At 70.0% G+C, this 20,917-nt stretch carries 20 protein-coding genes and 1 pseudogene; 9 read left to right on the top strand and 12 right to left on the bottom strand.

Going from position 1 to position 20,917, the window contains the following annotated elements:
• Window positions 1-15 precede the first annotated feature (15 nt).
• The 4 genes from ACN20J_RS13110 to ACN20J_RS13095 all read right to left on the bottom strand — a co-directional run bounded on the left by ACN20J_RS13110 (window position 16) and on the right by ACN20J_RS13095 (window position 4,066).
• A complete protein-coding gene (locus ACN20J_RS13110) occupies window positions 16-1,695 on the bottom strand; it encodes a rhamnogalacturonan lyase B N-terminal domain-containing protein (protein ID WP_419665939.1) in 1,680 nt (559 codons plus the stop codon).
• Window positions 1,696-1,717: 22 nt separating this feature from the next.
• Entirely contained in the window at window positions 1,718-2,554 is an 837-nt protein-coding gene (locus tag ACN20J_RS13105) for a pectate lyase (protein WP_419665938.1), read from the bottom strand.
• Window positions 2,555-2,642: 88 nt separating this feature from the next.
• A complete protein-coding gene (locus tag ACN20J_RS13100) occupies window positions 2,643-3,503 on the bottom strand; it encodes a hypothetical protein (RefSeq protein ID WP_419665937.1) in 861 nt (286 codons plus the stop codon).
• A complete protein-coding gene (locus ACN20J_RS13095) occupies window positions 3,500-4,066 on the bottom strand; it encodes a SigE family RNA polymerase sigma factor (protein ID WP_189840545.1) in 567 nt (188 codons plus the stop codon). The genes ACN20J_RS13100 and ACN20J_RS13095 overlap by 4 nt, the downstream gene beginning before the upstream one ends.
• 271 nt (window positions 4,067-4,337) lie before the next feature.
• Here ACN20J_RS13095 and ACN20J_RS13090 point away from each other — a divergent pair, with 271 nt between their 5' ends.
• Window positions 4,338-5,789 carry an NCS2 family permease gene (locus ACN20J_RS13090; protein WP_419665936.1) on the top strand — a complete coding sequence of 484 codons (1,452 nt, stop codon included), beginning with the start codon at window positions 4,338-4,340 and terminating at the stop codon, window positions 5,787-5,789.
• A gap of 133 nt (window positions 5,790-5,922) precedes the next feature.
• On the opposite strand, the gene ACN20J_RS13085 is transcribed toward ACN20J_RS13090, so the two are convergent.
• The 5 genes from ACN20J_RS13085 to ACN20J_RS13065 all read right to left on the bottom strand — a co-directional run bounded on the left by ACN20J_RS13085 (window position 5,923) and on the right by ACN20J_RS13065 (window position 10,789).
• Window positions 5,923-7,374: a peptidoglycan D,D-transpeptidase FtsI family protein gene (locus tag ACN20J_RS13085; protein ID WP_419665935.1), complete on the bottom strand. Its 1,452-nt coding sequence runs from the start codon at window positions 7,372-7,374 to the stop codon at window positions 5,923-5,925.
• Between the two features lie 54 nt (window positions 7,375-7,428).
• Window positions 7,429-8,079: a response regulator transcription factor gene (locus ACN20J_RS13080; RefSeq protein WP_189840548.1), complete on the bottom strand. Its 651-nt coding sequence runs from the start codon at window positions 8,077-8,079 to the stop codon at window positions 7,429-7,431.
• Window positions 8,076-9,359: a sensor histidine kinase gene (locus ACN20J_RS13075; protein ID WP_419665934.1), complete on the bottom strand. Its 1,284-nt coding sequence runs from the start codon at window positions 9,357-9,359 to the stop codon at window positions 8,076-8,078. Before ACN20J_RS13075 ends, ACN20J_RS13080 begins: the two co-directional genes overlap by 4 nt.
• A 163-nt stretch (window positions 9,360-9,522) precedes the next feature.
• Window positions 9,523-9,996, bottom strand: coding sequence for a GNAT family N-acetyltransferase (locus tag ACN20J_RS13070; RefSeq protein ID WP_419668875.1), 474 nt, complete (start codon window positions 9,994-9,996; stop codon window positions 9,523-9,525).
• A 19-nt stretch (window positions 9,997-10,015) separates the two neighbouring features.
• Window positions 10,016-10,789: an IclR family transcriptional regulator gene (locus ACN20J_RS13065; RefSeq protein WP_055616458.1), complete on the bottom strand. Its 774-nt coding sequence runs from the start codon at window positions 10,787-10,789 to the stop codon at window positions 10,016-10,018.
• Window positions 10,790-10,919: 130 nt separating this feature from the next.
• Between ACN20J_RS13065 and ACN20J_RS13060 the strand changes: the two genes are divergently transcribed.
• The 7 genes and pseudogenes from ACN20J_RS13060 (at window position 10,920) to thpD (ending at window position 17,237) form a co-directional block, all read left to right on the top strand.
• Entirely contained in the window at window positions 10,920-12,449 is a 1,530-nt protein-coding gene (locus tag ACN20J_RS13060) for an aldehyde dehydrogenase (NADP(+)) (protein WP_189840552.1), read from the top strand.
• 177 nt (window positions 12,450-12,626) lie between these two features.
• Window positions 12,627-13,235 carry a DUF1349 domain-containing protein gene (locus ACN20J_RS13055; protein ID WP_189840553.1) on the top strand — a complete coding sequence of 203 codons (609 nt, stop codon included), beginning with the start codon at window positions 12,627-12,629 and terminating at the stop codon, window positions 13,233-13,235.
• A 52-nt stretch (window positions 13,236-13,287) separates the two neighbouring features.
• Window positions 13,288-13,649 (top strand): annotated as a pseudogene (locus ACN20J_RS13050) (DUF664 domain-containing protein).
• 356 nt (window positions 13,650-14,005) lie between these two features.
• Window positions 14,006-14,545: a diaminobutyrate acetyltransferase gene (gene ectA / locus ACN20J_RS13045; protein WP_190230211.1), complete on the top strand. Its 540-nt coding sequence runs from the start codon at window positions 14,006-14,008 to the stop codon at window positions 14,543-14,545.
• Between the two features lie 30 nt (window positions 14,546-14,575).
• The gene (ectB, locus tag ACN20J_RS13040) at window positions 14,576-15,847 is read left to right on the top strand and encodes a diaminobutyrate--2-oxoglutarate transaminase (RefSeq protein WP_189840555.1); all 1,272 of its coding nucleotides are present in this window, start codon (window positions 14,576-14,578) and stop codon (window positions 15,845-15,847) included.
• A gap of 93 nt (window positions 15,848-15,940) precedes the next feature.
• Window positions 15,941-16,345 carry an ectoine synthase gene (locus ACN20J_RS13035; protein WP_055616453.1) on the top strand — a complete coding sequence of 135 codons (405 nt, stop codon included), beginning with the start codon at window positions 15,941-15,943 and terminating at the stop codon, window positions 16,343-16,345.
• A 4-nt stretch (window positions 16,346-16,349) separates the two neighbouring features.
• Window positions 16,350-17,237, top strand: a complete 888-nt coding sequence (gene thpD, locus ACN20J_RS13030) for an ectoine hydroxylase (RefSeq protein WP_360063992.1) — start codon at window positions 16,350-16,352, stop codon at window positions 17,235-17,237.
• A 64-nt stretch (window positions 17,238-17,301) separates the two neighbouring features.
• On the opposite strand, the gene ACN20J_RS13025 is transcribed toward thpD, so the two are convergent.
• Window positions 17,302-18,363: an alkene reductase gene (locus ACN20J_RS13025; RefSeq protein WP_419665933.1), complete on the bottom strand. Its 1,062-nt coding sequence runs from the start codon at window positions 18,361-18,363 to the stop codon at window positions 17,302-17,304.
• A gap of 201 nt (window positions 18,364-18,564) precedes the next feature.
• Here ACN20J_RS13025 and ACN20J_RS13020 point away from each other — a divergent pair, with 201 nt between their 5' ends.
• Window positions 18,565-19,083: a MarR family winged helix-turn-helix transcriptional regulator gene (locus ACN20J_RS13020; protein ID WP_190230210.1), complete on the top strand. Its 519-nt coding sequence runs from the start codon at window positions 18,565-18,567 to the stop codon at window positions 19,081-19,083.
• 41 nt (window positions 19,084-19,124) lie between these two features.
• Here the strand turns inward: ACN20J_RS13020 and ACN20J_RS13015 are convergent, their stop codons facing one another.
• Window positions 19,125-20,258 carry a maleylpyruvate isomerase family mycothiol-dependent enzyme gene (locus tag ACN20J_RS13015; RefSeq protein WP_419665932.1) on the bottom strand — a complete coding sequence of 378 codons (1,134 nt, stop codon included), beginning with the start codon at window positions 20,256-20,258 and terminating at the stop codon, window positions 19,125-19,127.
• Between the two features lie 25 nt (window positions 20,259-20,283).
• The gene (locus ACN20J_RS13010; RefSeq protein ID WP_189840560.1) at window positions 20,284-20,901 is read right to left on the bottom strand and encodes an RNA polymerase sigma factor; all 618 of its coding nucleotides are present in this window, start codon (window positions 20,899-20,901) and stop codon (window positions 20,284-20,286) included.
• Window positions 20,902-20,917 lie beyond the last annotated feature (16 nt).

The following is a 20,917-nucleotide window of genomic DNA, read 5'->3' as shown; positions in this document are numbered from 1 at the left end:
AGACGGGCTCTGAGCTCAGGCCAGCAGGTCCAGACAGTCGAAGGACGTGCCCGGACTCAGGAACGCCGATCCCGTCGAACCACTGACCACGTTCAGCTTGAGGACGTTGTACTGACTGGTGTCCGACTTCCAGGCGGTCGCCGGGATGTTGTAGGTGAACGTGTGGTTGTTGCCCCGGTACGAGCCCGTGGTGAGGGACCGGGTCGAGGGCTGTGACGGCGCGGCCGGAATCGCCGACACCCAGTCGTTGACCGTCACCCTCGGACGGCCGTTGATGTACGCCGTCGTCACCCCGACGCGCAAGGTGTGCGCGGCGGCTGCCTGCGCGGCCGTCAGCTTGAAGTAGACGAGGATGCCGTCGTTGACGTCCTTCCAGATGTAGCAGGGGAACGACGCGGCCTCGCCGCCGCTGCCGATGGTGACGTTGCCGGTCCACTTCGAGGCACGGCCGTCGGACGGATGCGCGTACGTCATCAGGTCGGCGTTCTTGAACTCGCCGGGCGTGCCGTCCCAGTCACCGAGCCGCCAGATGGTGCCCGCGCTGCTCGGATCACCGCTGATCGTGATGCTGTTGAGGGCCGTCGTGCCGCCCGCCGTGACCGTCACCTCCCGTGTGTGGACGGCGAGTTCGCCCTTGTGGACCGTCAGGGTGTACGTGCCCGGGAGCATCCCCGGGCACGAGAAGGCACCCGTGCCGGAGGCGGCCTTCGCCCAGTACTGGGCGGCGGAGTTGGCGAAGCCCACGGTGTACGCGTGGTCGGCGTCCATGCCCTTGAGGCCGACGCCCGCCACCTTGCCGCGCCCCGACTTGCCCACCCAGCCGGTGATGCCCAGGCCGTCCACCCAGGACGTGTCGAGGTTGGCGTGGAACAGCGAGGAGGAGGGCGCGCCGCCGTCGGTGAAGCTCAGGACGTACGGCCCCTGCAGCCCGTACCGCTCGGGCTCCGTCTGCGACTGGTTGTAGTGCAGGATCTCGTAGAGAGCCGCGCTGGTGGAGTTGGTGTGGCGCAGCAGCGAGCGGTAGAACGGGCCGCCGGAGGCTTTCTCGTGGTTGGACCGCACCAGCCACAGCGCGGCCGAACCGGTCGTGAAGCCGATGTGCTCGTAGTCCATGACGCGCTTGCCCGAGTAGTGCTTGGAGTGCGTCGTGCCGTCCGAGCGGGAGAAGACGTCCGAGGCCTCGATGGTCGTGTCGGTCGAAGTCCAGGCGTCGGCACCCGAGTTGGGGAAGATGTCCGGCTTGATGCGGACGATGAACCGGGTCGCGGTGAAGGACGAGTCGGCCTTGTCGGTCCACAGGTAGACGTTGTTCTGGCCGCTGCGGGCCGCTATCCACTGGGTGATCGATCCGTGTGCGACCTTCACCAGGATCGTCGTGCCGACCTGCTTGATGGTGACGGTGGAGGCGCCGAGCCCGGTCTCGACATGCGAGTGCTTGCCCTCGAAGCCCTCGTACTCCTTGCCCTTGTAGACAAGCGAGTTGAGGTCGCCGGTCGACTTGGACACCTTGAGGACGAGCGAGGCGCCCGTGTCGATCACGTAGTTGGAGCCGTCGTCCGTGTACCCGAACGTCGCTGCCGAGGCCGAGGACAGCAGCCCGGTGCCGGTCACGACGGCCGCGCCGGTGCCGGCCACGCCCACGGCGGACGAGGCGAGCAGCCGACGGCGGGTGAGGTGCTTCTTGTGCGTGCTCAAGTGCGGTGCTCCTGGTCGTACGTCACTGGTAGGTGAGGTCGGAGGTGGTGTAGTTGCAGTGCGTGCCGTCGGGCCCGGAGCCGTTCGTCGGCGGCTCGGCACCGGTGTTGTTGCCGATGTACTTCTGGCAGGGGACGATCTTCTTGCCGCTGTCGCCGATGATCGTGATGCCCCGCAGGGCCGCGGTGTCGCCGTAGTTGGTGTTGATGCCGACCAGCCGCGAACCGGGCGCGGTCACCTCGATGGTGTTGAAGATCGAGGTGCGCTTGTACTGCGTCGAGCAGTTGCCGCAGGAGCGGTACAGGGTCTTGAAGTCCTGGGCGGCGAACTTGGAGACGACGAGCTTGCCGCCGCCGTTGTGCTGGAAGACCTTGTCCGCGGCCTTCTTCGCACCGCCGCCGTACACGGTGTAGGTGGCCGAGTTGCCGCCCCGGAAGGTGGCCGCGTCCTCGCCGACGTCCTCCCACCAGACGTTCTGCAGATTGCAGCTGCCCTGGCAGTGGATGCCGTCGGCGCCCGGCTTGCCGATGATGACGTTCTTCAGCGTCGCGCCGTCGGCGAGCCGGAAGATCGGGTCCTGGCCCTCCTCCTGGCCGTCACCGGCCAGATCGCCGCTGCCGTAGTAGCGCTTCATCCCGCCGTCCCGGGTCCCCGACACGGGGATCGTCGCGGAGACGGCCTCGCTGCCGTTGGCGGTCGGCCAGGTGGTGGCGGCGCTCGCCGACGACGACATCATCGTGCTGGTGACGACGGCGGCCCCGGTCAGGGCGAACGCGGAGAGCCCGCCGACGACGGCACGCCTCCGGCCGGCCCTGCGACGGTGCCGTGCACGGCGTTCCGGTTCCACGCGTGAAGTCATGTCCCGATTCCTTCAGGTGGGGGGAGAGTGACCTTGCTTCTCCTGGTCGCCACCCGGAAGGCGGGGGTTGCCGCCCGTCGGAACTTTTTTACGAGTCGCCGTCGCCGGAGCTGTCGCTGCCGTCGTCGGACGCGTCACGCGCGAAGTCGCCCGCCACGCCCAGCTGTTGAGCCCCGGCCCGCGCGCCGACCGCGTACGTGTCGTCTCCGGCGTCGCGTCCGCCGCGGTCGTGGTCGTACTGGCCGGCGAACACCCACTCGCCCGGCCACACCGTGCGGCCCGACTTGAGCACCCACGTGTAGACGAGGAAGCCGTCCTTCTCGGCGACCGTCACCGTGAAGTCGTCCTCGGGCGCCGAGCGCCAGGCGCCCGCCGAGGTGACCCCGCCGGTCTGCTTGACCTTCAACACGACGGTGAGCGAGGTGAGTTGCTTGCTCGTCCTCAGGGTCACATTGCTCTGCGCCCAGAACTCGTTGCTGTGCGGGTCGACCGACCCGTCCGACCACAGCGGGCCGTCCTCGGTGTCCGCCTTCGCGGGCGGAGCGACCGGGGCGGTCCGAGTCGGTCCGGCCGTCGGGGAGTTGGGCGCACTGGGCCTGTCCGGCGGGGGCGACGACTTGCCCGGGTCCGGCGGGACCGGGGCGCGGCTCGTCGCCTCCGGCGACGGATCGGGCGTGGGGGAGACCGCGACCGTCTGGTCGGCCGCCTTGTCGTCCTTCACCGCGGACGCGACCGCGTAGCCGCCCACCGCGAGCACACCGGCGGCGGCAGCCGTGGCGCCGACGACCCGGAACCAGCCGAGCGGGGACGACCGCGGGGAGGGGTGCCGGGCACTCTCCGTACCGGCCATGCCGCGTTCGACACGCGCCAGGATGCGCGCGCGGTCGGGCTCATACGCCTCGGCCGCGTCCCGCAGTGTGGCGCGCAGCTCCTCGTGCACGTCCTTCATCGATCCCTCCCTTCGGCTCCGGTGGCACGCAGTACCGCCGCGTGCACCCGCCGCGGAGTCTCCTGGGACCCCAGCAACCGCTGCAGCTCCGCCATCCCCTTCGACGTCTGGCTCTTCACCGTACCGACCGAGATTCCCAGCGAGAGCGCGGTGTCCTTCTCCGAGAGGTCGAAAGCATGCCGCAGAACCACGCACGCCCGCTTGCGGAACGGCAGTCTGCGCAGGGCCTCCTGGACATCGACCATGCCCGGTATGTCAGGATTCTCGGTCTTGTCCTCGCGCTGCGACCAGAACAGCGTGATCCGTCTGCGCTCACGCACCGCGCTGCGGATCCGGCTCCTGGCCAGATTGGCGACCACACCACGCGCGTACGCCACCGGGTGGTCCGCCGCGCGCACCCGGTCCCAGCGGTGCCACAGCGCGAGCAGCGCGTCCGCCGCCAGATCGTCGGCGGCGTCCGGCTCGCCCGTCAACAGATGGGCCAGGCGGGCCAGTTCGGCGTAGTGGCGCTCGAAGAAATCGTGGAACTCCACGGAGGCGGCGTCGTCGACGACAGTGCCCACGGGCGACCTCTCCCTGTCGGTTCCTGCGCGGTACGCCTGACGGCTCTCACGGGGTACGTGCGTATACGGCCCCTGCGTTGCGGGTGTGAAGGAACGGTGTCCTGTGGGGCGAGATCCGAGAGAGTATCAGGCGCTCGTACAGCGCTTCGAACATCGTATGGCGGGCCGAACTCGATTCCGTAACACGGGGAAAACCTGAAAACGGTTCAACGAGGGAACAATCCAGCCAGCATCCGCACTCTGAACACGCAGGTAACGAGGAGCATCCGCCATGTCCGAAACTGAGAAGGTGGCAGACCGGCCGAGCGCCGGACCACCCCCGGCGAACAGCGTCGACCGGTTCTTCAAGATCTCCGCCAGGGGTTCCACCTTCGCCCGTGAGGTACGAGGCGGCTTCGCCACGTTCTTCACGATGGCCTACATCCTTGTCCTGAACCCCATCATCCTGGGGAGCGCCAAGGACAAGTTCGGTGACCAGCTCGACACCGTCCAGTTGGTCACCGCCACCGCGCTGGTGGCCGCCGTCATGACGATCATCATGGGCGTCGGCGGCAACCTGCCACTCGCGCTCGCCGCCGGGCTCGGCCTCAACGCCGTCGTGGCCTTCCAGATCGCCCCGCTGATGAGCTGGGACGACGCGATGGGCCTGATCGTCCTCGAGGGCCTGCTGATCTGCGTCCTGGTGGTGACGGGGCTGCGCGAGGCCGTCATGCATGCGATACCGCAGCCGCTCAAGCAGGCGATCAGCGTCGGCATCGGCCTGTTCATCGCCTTCATCGGCTTCGTCGACGCCGGGTTCGTCACCCGCATACCCGACGTCGCGAACACCACGGTCCCGGTGCAGCTCGGGGGCGCCGGCGCGCTGGCCGGCTGGCCGGTCCTCGTCTTCTGCCTCGGCGTGCTGCTGACCATCGGGCTGCTCGCCCGCAAGGTCAAGGGCGCGATCCTGATCAGCATCGTGACCATGACGATCGTCGCGATCATCATCAACGAGATCGCGGACATCAAGAGCTGGGGCCTGACCACCCCGAAGATCCCCGACGACATCGTGGCCTCGCCCGACTTCGGGCTGCTCGGCGACTTCAGCCTGTTCGGCGCCTTCGGTGAGGCGAGCGTGATCACCGTCGTGCTGCTGGTCTTCACGCTGATCCTGTCGGACTTCTTCGACACCATGGGCACGGTCGTCGGCATCAGCGCCGAGGCCGGACTCCTGGACGAGGAGGGCAAGGTCCCCAACCTCGGCCGCGTCCTGCTCATCGACGGCGCCGCGGCGGTCGCGGGCGGCGCGGCCTCCGCCTCCTCCTCGACCTCGTACATCGAGTCGGCGGCGGGCGTCGGCGAGGGTGCGCGCACGGGCTTCGCGAACCTGGTCACCGGCGGGCTCTTCGCCCTCGCCCTGTTCATGACCCCGCTGCTGACGATCGTCCCGCTCCAGGCGGCGGCGCCCGCCCTCGTCGCGGTCGGCTTCCTGATGATGACCCAGGTCAAGCACATCGACTGGGACCGCTACGAGATCGCCATCCCGGCGTTCCTGACGATCGCCGTGATGCCTTTCACCTACTCGATCACCAACGGCATCGGCGCGGGCTTCCTCGCCTACGTCCTGATCAAGACGGTCCTCGGCAAGGCGAAGGATGTCCACTGGCTGCTGTGGGGAACGTCGGTGCTGTTCCTGATCTACTTCGCGATCGACCCGATCGAGCAGATCCTGGGCGTGAAGTAACGGTCACCCCAACGACTGCGCAGTTCCCCGCGCCCCTGACAAGGGGCGCGGGGAACTGCGCAATCTTTTAGGGACGCGGGGAACGGCGCGGCCGGCCTCCACCGGCCCGCAGCCGACCAACCGACCGGAACCGTCAGTTCTGGAGCGCGGCCCGCATCATCGCCTTCGCAACAGGCGCGGCCAGCCCATTGCCGCTGACCTCCGACCGCGCCGCATCCGACTGCTCGACCAGCACAGCCACAGCGACTTCCTTGCCGCTGGAGTCGTCCTTCGCATAGGACGTGAACCACGCATACGGCGTCTTGCTGTTGTTCTCGCCGTGCTGAGCCGTACCGGTCTTGCCGCCCACCGTCGCCCCGGAGATCTGCGCGTTCGTCCCCGTGCCCTCCTCGACGACCGTCTGCATCGCAGACTGAAGCTGCTCGGCCGTGGACGAGCTGACGATCTCCGTCGAGTCCGTCGAGTCGTCGTAGTTCTCCAGCACGTTGCCGTCCGCGTCACTGATCTGCGACACCATGTGCGGCGAGACCAGCTTGCCGCCGTTGGCGATGGCGGCCGACACCATGGCCATCTGCAACGGCGTCGCGGTCACGTCGAACTGGCCGATGCCCGTCAGCGCCGTGGACGACTTCTCCATGTCCGACGGATACACGCTCTCGTACGCCCGCACGGGCACGTCCTGCGACTTGTCGTTGAAGCCGAACTTCTCGGCCATCGCCTTCACCTTGTCCTGGCCCAGATCGACGGCCATCTTCGCGAAGACGTTGTTGCACGAGTACTGGAGGGCGACCCGGATCGTCGCGTTCTCACAGGGCGCGGACTTGCTCTCGTTCGCCAGGACCCTCGTCGTGCCCGGCAGTGTGTACGGGTTCTCGCTGTCGGTCTTCGTGTCCACCGAGGCGTACAGGCCGTCCTCCAGCGCGGCGGCCGCGACGACCAGCTTGAACGTCGAGCCCGGCGGCAGCGGCTGGCGCAGCGCCCGGTTCGTCATCGGCTTCTCCGGGTCCTTCGTCAGCTTCTTCCAGGCGTCGGAGTCGCCGGCGCTGATCACCGAGGGGTCGTACGACGGGGTGGACACGACGCCGAGGATCTTGCCCGTCTTCGGGTCGATCGCGACGGCGGCGCCCTTCTTGTCGCCGAGCGCCTCGTACGCCGCCTTCTGCACGGCCGGGTCGATCGTGGTGACCACGTCACCCGGGTCGGCGCGCTTGCCGGTGACCGTGTCGAGGGGGTTCTTCAGGCGGTTGTCCGTGCCGTCGAGCAGGTCCTGGTAGATGCCCTCCAGCTGCGTCGCCCCGAACACCTGCGAGCTGTAGCCCGTGACCGCCGAGTAGAGGCTGCCGTCGGTGTACGTGCGCTTGTACTTGAGGTCGCCGCCCTTCGTCTGCGCGGAACCGGTGATCGCGTCCCCGGCCACGATGATGTTCCCGAGCGGGTACGCGTACTGCTCGATCGCGTTCCGTCGGTTGTCCTTGCTGTCCGCGAGCGCCTGGCCTTCGTAGAACTGCACCCAGGTCGCCCGGACGAGGAGGGCGAGGACGAGCAGCAGGGTGAAGACGGAGGCGCGCCTGATCGTTTTGTTCATCCCATATGGACGACGACCAGGACGGACCCGATCGTTCCCACCCACCCGGATTTTTCATCCGTCCTTCATGAAGCCCGCCTCGTACGCCGCGATCACCGCCTGTGTACGGTCCCGGGTCGCCGTCTTCGCCAGAACGGCCGCCACATGGGTCTTCACCGTCGCGGGCCCGACGCCCATGCGACCGGCGATCTCGGCGTTGGTGAGCCCGGCGGCCATCAGCCGCAGGACCTCGCTCTCCCTGCCTGTGAGCCTCGCCACCCACGCCGGCGGCGCCGCCTTCGCCCGCCCGTACTCGGTGGCGAGCGCTCGCACCGCCGCCGGGAACAGCAGGCTGTCGCTGTGCGCGACCAGCCGCACGGCCTGGACCAGCGCGTCGGCGTCGGCCCGCTTGAGCAGAAACCCGGACGCCCCGGCGCGCAGGGCCTCGTACACGTACGCGTCGTTCTCGAAGGTCGTCACCACGACGATGCGTGGGGGATCGGGAAGCGTCGCCAGGATCTGCTCGGTGGCGCGGATGCCGTCGACCCCGGGCATGCGGACGTCCATGAGGACGACGTCCGGCGCCAGCTCGCGGACGACGGACACCGCCTCGGCGCCCGTGGCCGCCTCGCCGACGACCTCCAGACCGGGCTCGGCCGTCAGGATCGCGCGCAGCGCGGTGCGCACCATGCGCTCGTCGTCGGCGAGGACGATCCGGATGGTCATGCGGGTCCTTCCAGGGGGAGTCGTACGTGCAGCCGCCACACCCCGTCCACCGGGCCGCACTCCGTGGTGCCGCCCAGGAGCCGGGCCCGGTCGGCGATCCCGCGCAGACCGTGGCCGCCGCCGGGACGGGGGACCACGGCCGTCGGCGCGGGATTCTCGGCGGTGATGGCCAGCTCCTCGCCGTCGGGGACCACTCTGATCCGGAGAGCCACGGAGGTCCCGGGCCCGGCGTGCTTGAGGGCGTTGCTCAGGGCCTCCTGCACGATGCGGTACGCCTCGCGGGAGACGAGCGGGGGCAGCGCCTCGGGGTCCGCCTCCACGGCGGCGGTCACGCGGAGGCCGCCCGCGCGGGTGCGGTGGAGCAGACCGTCGAGGTCGGCGGCGAGGGTGGGCGCCGGAGCGGGGGCCGTGCCCGGGAGGCCGGGCGTGCCGCCGGGGGAGTCCGCATCGCGCAACACGCCCAGTACGGCGTCGAGTTCGCCCACCGTGCGCCGCGTGGTGTCCTCGATCGCGGCCAGCGCCTCGCGCACGAACTCAGGGTCGCTGTCCAGGACCCGGCGGGCCGCGCTCGCCTGAAGCGTGACGGCGCTCAGCGCGTGGCCGACGGAGTCGTGCAGCTCGCGGGCCAGCCGGTTGCGTACGGCGAGGTCGGCGGCGTGGGCCTCCGCGGCGGCGAGCCGGTCCTCGGGCGTGGGCCCCAGCAACTCCGGCGCCCAGCGCGCCAGCAGCGCGCCCGCGCCCGCCGCGCAGCCTGCGAGAGCCGCCAGCATCGCCGCGCCCGCGACCGGGGAGAGCGCCAACGCCCAGGTGTGGTCGAAGAGTTCGGGCAGATCGAGCCGTGAACCGCGCAGCCCCGCGTAGAGCGGCAGCACGATCAGCACCACCGCGAAGGGCGGCGTCGCGAGGGACATCCCGGCGATGACTCCGCCGAACCCCAGGTGCAGCGTGAACCACACCGCCGTACGCCCCTTCGCCTGCCGGGTGCGCGCGGGCCCGTCGGCGAGCCGGTCGCCGTCGACCCCGCACAGGGCCCGGACCACGGCCACCGACATCGGCCGGGTCAGCGGGAACACCCCGGTGATCGCCGCGAGCGGCAACCCGGCGCCGAAGGCGAGCAGTTGGTGGGGCAGCGAACTGAACAGGTTCTGGGAGTTCGTGAACGGACCGACGATCAGCTCGCCGACGAAGACGTACGGCATCGCGAGCGCGCCGCCGAGGATCAGATGGATCCACCGGCGACGCGTCCGCCTCCCGAACAGGGTCCGGGCGAGGGCGCTCACGCCGACCGCTTCGCGACGGCACACCACATCCGACGAAACGTCCGCGTCATGCCACCCACGCTCCCGCACCACCCCACCGGACCACGTCCTGCGCGACGACGATCCGCCTCCGCCGCACGGGGGAGGCGGCGTACGCGATGTCGGGCCGCGCCCCGGGCGGAGCTCATCCCTCCAGCGTCAGCACAACCTCGTCGATCTCCTCGCCCCGCGCATTCGCGAAGCCCCTGTCCCGCCCGGAGACGCGGAAGCCACACTTCTCCAGCACCCGCAACGACCCCACGTTGTCGGCCGCCGCCCGAGCGAACAACGGACGCTCGGGCACGGCATCGAGCAGCGCCCGCAAGGCACCGGTGGCGATCCCCCGCCCCCAGTACGCCCTGTCGATCCAGTACGTCACCTCGCGCTCGTCCGGCGGGCCGTACACCGCGGCGCTGCCGACCACGTCACCGTCGACGAGGACCGTGCGGTTGACGACGTCGGGCAAGCCGCGGATCCGCTTCCAGTGGGCGTCGAAGGCGTCCCGGTCCGTCGGGTCCTTCGCGGTGAACGCGGCCATCCGCACCGACTCGGGATCCATCATCTGCCGGAAGAAGACGGGCAGATCGCTGTCGTGGATCTCGCGGAGCACGATCTCCACGTCAGGGGCGTCGGACATGTCAGAGCCTCCGGGTGGCGAGGGTCAGCCGGTCCCGCGCGTCGAACAGCGCGTCCTTCACCATCTGTTCGTGCGCGGGCGTCAGCCGCGCCACCGGCACCGAGCAGCTGATCGCGTCCCGCGCGGGCGTCCGGTAGGGGATCGCGACGCCGAAGCAGCGCAGTCCCAGCGTGTTCTCCTCGCGGTCCACCGCGAACCCCTGCTCCCGCACCTGGTGCAGCTCCTCGATGAGCTTCTCCCGGTCGGTGATCGTGTGCTCGGTCAGCGCGGGGAGCGTCTCCGGGAGCAGCTTCCGTACCTGCTCGTCGGTGTGCGTGGCGAGCAGCGCCTTGCCGAGCGACGTGGAGTGCGCGGGCAGCCGGCGGCCGACGCGGGTGAAGGGGCGGAGGTAGTGCTGGGACTGGCGGGTCGCGAGGTACACGACGTTCGTGCCGTCGAGGCGCGCCAGGTGGATGGTCTCCGTGGTGTCGTCGGAGAGCCGGTCCAGGGTCGGCCGGGCCGCGGCCACGACCTCGTCGCCGTCGATGTACGACGTACCGACGAGCAGGGCCCGTACGCCGATGCCGTACCGCGTGCCCGTCGCGTCCGTCTCGACCCAGCCGAGCTCGACGAGGGTGCGCAGCAGCATGTAGAGACTGGACTTGGGGTACCCGACGGCCTCCTGCACGGCGGCCAGGGAGTGCATGCCCGGGCGTCCGGCGAAGTACTCGAGCAATTCAACCGTCCGCACCGCGGACTTGACTTGTGCCCCGCCGCCCGTCTCGACTGCCGACATCGCCTTGACCCCCTAGTTGGCCGGGAAATAGTCTCCACAGCATATTCACCACCAGAGACAGCGTTCAGCATATCGAACGCCGCTGGTGAGTGGCACATGTACTGCGGCATTACATCTGGAGGGACCCGCGGTGGCAGCAGCACCAGTCTGGAGTGTCGACCCCCGAACCGGGAAGCAGCGCGAGCAGGTTGCGGTGGAAGCCACAGCCCAGGAGGTGGACGCGGCCGTCCGCGCGGCCCACGCCGCCCGGGGAGCACTCGCCGACCGCACCGTCCGCGCGGCCTTCCTGCGCTCCGCGGCCGACCAGCTCGAAGGCGCCAAGGAGTACCTGGTCGAGGCGGCGGACGCGGAGACCGCGCTCGGCCCGGTCCGGCTCACCGGCGAGCTCGCCCGCACCTGCTATCAGCTGCGGGCCTTCGCGGACATCGTCGACGAGGGCGAGTTCCTCGGGGTCGTGATCAACCATCCCGACGACACCGCGACCCCGCCGATCCCGGACCTGCGCCGCTACAAGGTGCCGCTGGGCGTCGTCGCCGTCTACTCGGCCTCGAACTTCCCCTTCGCCTTCTCCGTGCCCGGCGGCGACACCGCGAGCGCGCTCGCCGCGGGCTGCCCGGTCGTCGTCAAGGCGCACCCGGACCACCCGGGCCTGTCCGAGCTGGTCGCGTCCGTCCTGCGCCGGGCCGCCGCCCAGCACGACATCCCGGACGGCGTCCTCGGCCTGGTGCACGGCTTCGACGCGGGCGTCGAGCTGGTCAGGCACCCGCTGGTCACGGCCGCCGGATTCACCGGTTCGGTACGCGGTGGACGCGCCCTCTTCGACGCGGCCGCCGCCCGGCCCGCGCCGATCCCCTTCCACGGCGAGCTGGGCTCCCTGAACCCCGTCGTCATCACCGAGGCCGCGGCCGCCGAGCGCGCCGAGGCGATCGGTACGGGGCTCGCGGGCTCCATGACGCTGGGCGTCGGCCAGTTCTGCGTGAAGCCCGGCCTGGTGCTGGCGCCCGCCGGCGCGTCCGGTGACCGCCTGATCAAGTCCCTCACGGACGCGGTGAGCGACACGGACGCGGGCGTCCTCCTGGACCACCGCATGCGCGACAACTTCGTCGCGGGGGTCGCCGAGCGGGCCGAACTCCCCGACGTGGACGCCCCGGTGACCCCGGGCGCGGGCAGCGAGCACACGGTGAGCCCCGGCTTCCTGACGGTTCCGGCCGAGCGGCTCGCCGCCGAGGGCGAGTACGACCTGCTCCTCGAGGAGTGCTTCGGGCCGGTCACCGTCGTCGCGCGCTACGAGGACGAGGCCGAGGCGAACGCGGTGCTCGCGCGGCTGCCCGGCAACCTCACCGCGACCGTCCACCTCTCCACGGAGGAGACGGCCGGCGAGGGGCGCGGTGCGGAGATCCTCGCCGAGCTGACGCCGCTCGCGGGACGGGTCCTGGTCAACGCGTGGCCGACCGGTGTCGCGGTCGCGCCCGCCCAGCACCACGGGGGGCCGTACCCGGCGACCACCTCCACGTCCACGTCGGTCGGCGGCACCGCCATCGAGCGCTGGCTGCGGCCGGTGGCGTACCAGAACACGCCGGAGGCGCTGTTGCCTGCGGAGCTCCGCGACGACAATCCGCTGGGGCTGCCGCGGCGGTACGACGGGCGTCTGGAGCGGTAGCGCTCCGCTCGGAGTGCTGTTGGGCCCGTGGCCGGTTTCCGGCTGCGGGCCCGTTGTGGCTGATCGCGCCCGCGCGGCGTAGCCGCACATCGATACAGGCCCGCGCCCCTTATGGGGCACGCCACTTGAAGGGGCGAGTCCATCCCACCCGATCGCGCGACCTGGGACAATCTCTCAATGGACGTGAAAATTCCTGAACTTCCCTTTTCTCTTCGGACGTACGGGCCCGACGGGCACTGGTCGTACGAGGACGGGGTGCTCACCGGGTGGGCCGGGGCGCGGCAGGACCGGTTCGTGCCGCCGACCGACGAGGGGCTGGACCCCGCGTCCGACGCGCCCCGGCTGCTCGGGTCGCCGGAGGGGGACTTCCAGCTCATCGCCCGGGTGACGGTCGGTTTCGCCGGGGCCTTCGACGCCGGCGTGCTGTACGCGCATGTGGGCGAGCGGGCCTGGGCCAAGCTCTGCCTGGAGAACTCGCCGGACGTGCCCACCGTCTGCACGGTCGTCACCCGGGGCCACTCCGACGATGCCAACTCCTTCACGGTGGACGGCAGTTCGGTCTGGCTGAGGATCAGCCGCACCGGCCGCGCCTTCGCCTTCCACGCGTCCAGGGACGGCAAGCGCTGGACCTTCGTCCGCCTCTTCACCCTGGCCGACGAGAAGGAGACCGGCGCCGCCCTCATCGGCTTCATGACCCAGTCCCCGATGGGCGAGGGCTGCGTGGTCACCTACGACCACATCGAATTCCACCCGGACTGGCCGGCGGACCTCAGAGACGGCACCTGAGACGCGGCCGGCGGGGTCGTACCGGCGGGCCCCCGGTGCCATGCTGCCGGGCATGACCACCGACACGTACCAGACCCTGCCGGACGGCCGCCCCCTCCCGCTCATGACCGGCGCGGAGCGGCCCATGCTGGAGAGCTGGCTCGCGTGTACGAGGACGGCGCCGGCGGCTACGCCCTCGACCCGGAGCGCGGGCTCGACGAAGCGTTGGCGGACTGGCGCCGGGAGGTCGAGCGTGGGCGGGAGCTGTGCGCCGGGCGGTCGCTGGACGACATCGGCCGGATCGTCGGGGGTCCGATGGCCGGGCTCGAAGTCAGTCTGCGCTGGATCCTGGTCCATCTGATCGAGGAGTACGCGCGGCACAACGGTCACGCGGACATCGTCCGGGAGCGGATCGACGGGGTCACAGGCGCCTGACCAGCGGGGCGGCGGGTGAACGGGGAATTCCGGACCGGTTTATTCGGGGATATTTCCGAGGTGTTTTCGGGGGCCTTATTCAGTGCAGCTCCCCGTATTCTTCTGCCCGCTTTCCCCGAACCTAAACGCTAAGATTTCGCGAACACCAACCTCTTAATTCGGGCAGATCTCGTGGTGATTACGCGGCTGTGACGGAACACACAGAGCGCCCGGTTTCTCCTATATTTTCCGGACAAAGTGGCAGCTTCGGGCCGGTGCTACGCGGCGTCCGCGCCCGCGTGATAACACAGCAGGCGCCTCGACGTAACCCCCTCCGGCGATGCAATTTGAACTTTCGCTGGGTAAATTCAATCCGCATGACCGCCGCACAAGCAGACCTGCAAGCGGAATTCCTGGAAATGCCGGAAGGGCTGCGGATCGACCGTCCGCACGTGGTGGACGGAGCCGCACTCTGGCGCATTGCCAAGGACTCCGGGAACCTCGACCTGAACTCCTCCTACAGCTACCTGCTGTGGTGCCGTGACTTCGCCGGCACCTCCGCGGTGGCGCGCACGGCCGACGGTGAGCCGGTCGCCTTCGTCACCGGCTACATCCGGCCAGAGCGCCCGCACACGCTTCTCGTGTGGCAGGTGGCCGTCGACGCGGAACAGCGCGGACGCGGCCTCGCCGCCGCGCTCCTCGACGGACTGACCCTGCGGATCGCCCGCACACACGAGCTGACCACCGTCGAGACCACCATCACCCCGGGCAACACCGCCTCCGAGCGGCTGTTCACGTCGTACGCCGGACGCCACGGAGCGACCGTCGAGCGTGAGGTCCTGTTCGACACAGCGCACTTCCCCGACGGACCGCACGACCCAGAGGTGCTGTACCGCATCGGCCCCCTGTCGCACTGACGAACCCCCCACGCCTTGAGGAGCAACACCGTGAGCATCACCCAGCCCGACCTGAGCGTCTTCGAGACCCTGGAGTCGGAGGTGCGCAGCTACTGCCGCGCCTGGCCCACCGTCTTCGACCGCGCGCAGGGCAGCCGCATGTTCGACGAGGACGGCCATGAGTACCTCGACTTCTTCGCCGGCGCCGGATCACTCAACTACGGCCACAACAACCCCGTACTGAAACGCGCCCTCATCGACTACCTGGAACGCGACGGCGTCACGCACGGTCTCGACATGTCGACGACCGCGAAGCGCGGCTTCCTGGAGTCGTTCCAGAACCTGGTGCTGCGGCCCCGCGACCTGCCGTACAAGGTCATGTTCCCGGGCCCGACAGGCACCAACGCCGTCGAGTCCGCGCTGAAGCTGGCCCGCAAGGTCAAGGGCCGGGAGTCCATCGTCTCCTTCACCAACGCCTTCCACGGCATGTCGCTCGGCTCGCTCGCCGTGACCGGCAACGCCTTCAAGCGGGCCGGCGCCGGCATCCCGCTCGTGCACGGCACGCCGATGCCCTTCGACAACTACTTCGAGGGCCAGGTCGAGGACTTCCTCTGGTTCGAGCGGCTCCTGGAGGACCAGGGCTCCGGCCTCAACAAGCCCGCCGCGGTGATCGTCGAGACCGTGCAGGGCGAGGGCGGCATCAACGTCGCCCGCCCGGAGTGGCTGCGCGCCCTCGCCGAGCTGTGCGAGCGCCAGGACATGCTGCTGATCGTCGACGACATCCAGATGGGCTGCGGCCGGACCGGGGCGTTCTTCTCCTTCGAGGAGGCGGGCATCACCCCCGACATCGTCACCGTCTCCAAGTCCATCAGCGGCTACGGGCTGCCGATGTCGCTGTGCCTGTTCAAGCCCGAGCTGGACATCTGGGAGCCGGGCGAGCACAACGGCACGTTCCGCGGCAACAACCCCGCGTTCGTGACGGCCGCCGCCGCCCTTGAGACGTACTGGTCCGACGGCCCCGCCATGGAGAAGCAGACCCGCACCCGTGGCGAGCAGGTCGAGGAGGCGTTCATCTCGATCACCGAGGAGAACCTCGCCGACGTCAAGGAGTACCGCGGCCGGGGCCTGGTCTGGGGCATGGAGTTCCACGACAAGGCGCGCGCGGGCCTTGTCGCCAAGCGTGCCTTCGAACTCGGCCTGCTCATCGAGACGTCGGGCCCGGAGAGCGAGGTCGTGAAACTCCTCCCGGCGCTCACCATCACCCCCGAGGAACTGGACGAGGGCCTGCGCATCCTCGCCCGCGCCGTACGCGAGACGGCCTGAACCACCCCTGGACCGCCTCTGAACCACAGCGGCCACATCAACCGCACCAACCGGACCAGCCGCACATCAGCCTGAAGGAGGCTTCGCAGCACCGTGATAGTCCGTTCGTTCAAGGAGATCGAAGGCACTGACCGACACGTGAAATCGGCGTCGGGTACCTGGGAGAGCAAGCGCATCGTCCTCGCCAAGGAGAGGGTCGGCTTCTCCGTGCACGAGACGATCCTCTACGCGGGTACCGAGACGTCGATGTGGTACGCGAACCACATCGAGGCCGTCGTCTGCGTCGAGGGCGAGGCCGAACTCACCGACGACGAGACCGGCGAGAAGTACACGATCACGCCGGGAACCATGTACCTCCTCGACGGGCACGAGAAGCACACGATGCGGATCAAGCAGGACTTCCGCTGCATCTGTGTCTTCAATCCGCCGGTGACCGGACGGGAGGACCATGACGAGAACGGTGTCTACCCCCTGCTGACCGAGCCCGAGGAGGTCTGAACCGATGGCGACCATCACCGACCTGTATCCCAGCCGCGGCACCAGCGAAGTGTCCGTGCCCCGGCAGGACCCGGTCGTCTGGAGCGAGCCCGGAACGCCGGGACCGATCCCCGGGGCCGACCTGCAGTCGTACGAGCGTGACGGTTTCCTCGCCGTCGACCGGATCATCGGCGAGGACGAGGTCGCGCTCTACCACGCGGAGTTGGAGCGCCTGGTGACGGACCCCGCGATCCGCGCCGACGAGCGCTCGATCGTGGAGCCGAAGTCGCAGGAGATCCGCTCGGTCTTCGAGGTCCACAAGATCAGTGAGATCTTCGCCCAGCTCGTACGCGACGAGCGCGTGGTCGGCCGCGCCCGGCAGATCCTCGGCTCCGACGTGTACGTCCACCAGTCGAGGATCAACGTCAAGCCCGGCTTCGGTGCGAGCGGCTTCTACTGGCACTCGGACTTCGAGACCTGGCACGCCGAGGACGGACTGCCGAACATGCGGACCGTGTCCGTCTCGATCGCGCTGACTGAGAACCACGACACCAACGGCGGTCTCATGATCATGCCGGGGTCGCACCACACGTTCCTCGGCTGTTCCGGAGCCACGCCGAAGGACAACTACAAGAAGTCGCTGCAGATGCAGGACGCGGGTACGCCCTCCGACGAGGCGCTCACCAAGTTCGCGTCCAAGCACGGCATCAAGCTCTTCACGGGCAAGGCCGGCTCCGCGACCTGGTTCGACTGCAACTGCATGCACGGTTCGGGCGACAACATCACGCCGTTCCCGCGCTCGAACGTCTTCATCGTGTTCAACAGCGTGGAGAACGCGGCGGTGGAGCCGTTCTCGGCACCGGTACGCCGGCCCGAGTTCATCGGAGCGAGGGACTTCACTCCGGTGAAGTGACGTACCCCCATGGGTGATTGGCCCGGTTCCCGTCTCGTACGAGACGGGAACCGGGCCAACTGCCTTACAGCGCCGGGTAGTCCGTGTAGCCCTTCGCGTCCCCGCCGAAGAACGTCGCCCCGTCGGGCTCGTTGAACGGGCCGCCGGTCCGCAGACGGGCGGGCAGGTCCGGGTTGGCCAGGAACAGCTGGCCGTACGCGACGAGATCGGCGACGCCGTCCTCGACGAGGGCCAGGGACTCCGGCCCGGTCGGCCCCTCGGTGGCCGGGTTCAGGACGAGGGCCCCGCTGAACCGCTTGCGCAGCGCGAGGGTCAGCTCACGCATCTCGACCGCCTCGGTGACGTGCAGATACGCGAGGCCCAGCGGCTCCAGCTCGGCCACCAGAGCGGTGTACGTGGGCTCCGGCTCGGGCTCCTGGATGTCGTTGTACGGGTTGCCGGGCGAGAGCCGGATGCCGGTGCGTCCGGCACCGATCTCGGCGGCGACGGCCTTCACGGTCTCGACGGCGAACCGTATGCGGTTCTCGACGGAGCCGCCCCACTCGTCGGTGCGGTGGTTGGAGCCGGGGGCGAGGAACTGGTGGATCAAGTAGCCGTTGGCGCCGTGCAGTTCGACCCCGTCGAAGCCCGCCTCGACGGCGCCCCGCGCGGCGGTCACGAACTCGTCGATGGTGGCGCGGACCTCGTCGCCCGTGAGCTCGCGCGGGGCGATGAAGTCGAGGGGGCCCTCGTGCGTGTAGACCTGCCCCTGGGCCGGTACGGGTGACGCGCCGACGTTGACGAGTCCGTCGGGCAGCAGGGTGGGGTGGCCGATCCGGCCCGCGTGCATGAGCTGCGCGAAGATCCGGCCGCCGGCGGCGTGCACGGCGTCGGTCACCTTCCGCCAGGCGGCGATCTGCTCGGCGCTGTGCAGGCCCGGGGTGTCCGGGTAGCCCTGGCCGATCGCGGACGGCTGGATGCCCTCGGTGATGATCAGCCCCGCGGAGGCGCGCTGGGCGTAGTACTCGACGGTGAGGTCGGTGGGGGTACCGCCCTCGCCCGCCCTGCTGCGGGTCATCGGTGCCATGGCGATGCGGTTGGCGAGGGGTGTGCCGGACAGGTCGATCGGGTCATAGGCAGTGGTCAAAACAGCTCCCGGAAAAGTTATATGTGGTCGGCCAATCATCCGAACCGAGAGCCACCCTAAACTATTCCTTGGCTAGCCAAGTTAATCTCGGTGGCCGAAGCCCGGAAGACGGTCGGGAGGCGGCGCGCGAAGGAGCGACAAGGCGGGGGAGGTGCTGGGACGTACGGTGGACAGCAAGTCCGCACGAACCCGGGAGTCGAGATGAGCGCCAGCCAGGAGGTCGCGGCCCCGCAGGCCGACCCCGTCTGTACCGACAAGCTGCCCTCCGCCGCGCGCGGCGGCCCGGTCAGCCACGCCATCTCACGGGTCGCCCGGCTGCACCGCACCACCGCGGCCAAGCTGCTGCGCGGGGCCGGGCTCTACCCCGGGCAGGAGTTCGTGATGATGCACCTGTGGGACCAGGGCCCGGTGCGTCAGTCGGACCTCATCAAGGCGGTCGAACTCGATCCGTCCACGATCACGAAGATGCTCCAGCGCCTGGAGCAGTCCGGGCACGTGACCCGCAGCCCGGATCCGAAGGACCGGCGCGCGGTGCTCGTCGAGGCGACCGAGAAGAGCTGCGGACTGCTCGACGAGGTCACACTCGCCTGGGCCGGCCTTGAGGAGCACGCCCTCGCGGGCCTGAGCCCGGCCGAGCGGACCCAGCTCGCCGCACTCCTCTCCCGGGTCGAGGCGAACCTCTGCACGGAGACGGGTGGCTGCCCGGCCCAGGGCTCGTAGCCCGTACGGCAAGGGGCGCCGCCGGGCCCGTAGGAGCTGAGCTACAGCCAGGACAGAGCGGCAGCCCGCTCCAGTACGTCGCGTACGACACCCTCGTCGCCCGCCACGCCCTTCGGCACCTCGTCGGGTGTGTACCGGCCGCCCACGAGCAGGCAGAAGTCCACGGCGTCCAGGACGAGTTCACCCCGGACCGCCTCGTCCTTGGAGCCGAGCACCCACTCGGTGGAGCTCTCGCCCGCGGTCACCGCGAACAGCACCGGCGGTGCCGTCGGCCCCAGCGCCATGCCGAGGATGCGGACGGCGAGCCGGACCAGCTGCCACAGATGGGCGTCCGGGGGCGGCGGCACGGCGAGACCGAGGGCGCGGCCGATGTCGTCGGTGTGGATCCACGCCTCGAAACCGCGCACGACGAAGTGGTCGGAGACCGGCAGCCGTACACCCATCAACGTCGTTGCGTGCGCGGCCCGTTCGGGATCCCGGGCCTCGGGCGTGGCCAGCAGCGCCGCAGCCCGCTCGGCCCACGCGGTCACCGTCTCCTGGGGGTCGCGTGTCCGCTCGTACGCGATGACGTCGGCGGTCCGCGTGTTCCAGGCCTCCTCCCACGGTGTGTCCTCGGTGATCCGTGAGGGCGGTGTGTGGGTCTGAAGGCCCAGGCGCACGGCCAGTTGCTCGTCGGCGGCGATCAGGTGGCCGACGGTGTCGCGGACGTCCCAGTCGTGCACGACGGGCGTGCCCCACGGCCCATGGCCGTCCACCTCCCGCAGCAGCGCGCGCAGTCCGGCGACGGCTGCCGCGTACGGGGCCGCGTGCGCGGCGACCTGCGGCAGCGCGGGCCGGGACCGCAGAGCGAGGGCGAGCACACCGTCCGCTCCGGCCGTACCGCCACCCCCGCCGACGGACGCTTCAGCGGATCCGGCGCCCGTCACCGCGGCGGCCGAACCGTTCTGCGAGACCGCGGCCGAACCGTTGCGCGCGGCGGGCGATCCGTTGCCGGCGGCGGCCGTCCCCGGTGGCACGTCCAGCAGCCGTACGGTCTCGCGGAGCCGTTCCGCCTCCGCCGCGCAGCTCTCGCAGCCGGCCAGATGCAGCGGTACGGCCTTCTCGTCCGCGGGCTGCAGCGCGCCGAAGGCCCAGGCGGCCAGCAGCTCGGGCACACCGTCGTGGTCGTCGGTCACCGGACGCCTCCTTCCCCTGTCGCCATCATGCGCCCCTTTCCCACACCGGATCCGGCGGCTCGGCCAAAGTCTCGGCCAACTTGCGCAGCGCGGACCGTAAGCGGGTCTTGGCGGTGCCCTCCGGTATGCCGAGCTCGACGGCGGCCTGGCGGTAGGTGCGGCCCGCGAAGTAGGCGAGGTGGACCACCTCCCGCTGCGGCTGCGGGAGTTCGGCCAGCGCGGAGTGCAGCAGCAGCGAGCGCTCGCGGTCGACGACGGCCTCGTCGGGGCCCGGCCCGGTGTCGGGGATGGCGTGCAGCGCGGAGTCGTCCGCCCCGGCGGCCTTGCGGTGCCGGGCCTCGCTGCGCACCCAGTCCACGGCCCGCCGGTGCGCGAGCACCGACAGCCAGGTGCGCAGCGAACCCCGGCGCGCGTCGAACGCGTACGGCCTGCTCCACAGCTGGGCGAAGACCTCCTGCGCCACGTCCTCGGCGGCCGCCGGGCTGTTCGTGACGCGCCCGGCGATCCGCCGCACGAGCCCGCCGTACGCCGCGTAGGCCTCGGACAGCGCGGACTCGTCGCCGTACACCAGCCGCCGATGCAACTCCGCATCCGCGGGCGGCCGTTCGGACTTGTGGAGAGTTGGCTCCACCGGCACCACCACCTCGTGATGCCCTTCC

The sequence above is a fragment of the Streptomyces sp. 2-1 genome, assembly GCF_048564895.1.
Classification (GTDB): Bacteria; Actinomycetota; Actinomycetes; order Streptomycetales; family Streptomycetaceae; genus Streptomyces; species Streptomyces phaeochromogenes.
This window is presented reverse-complemented; position numbering and strand designations above follow the sequence as displayed.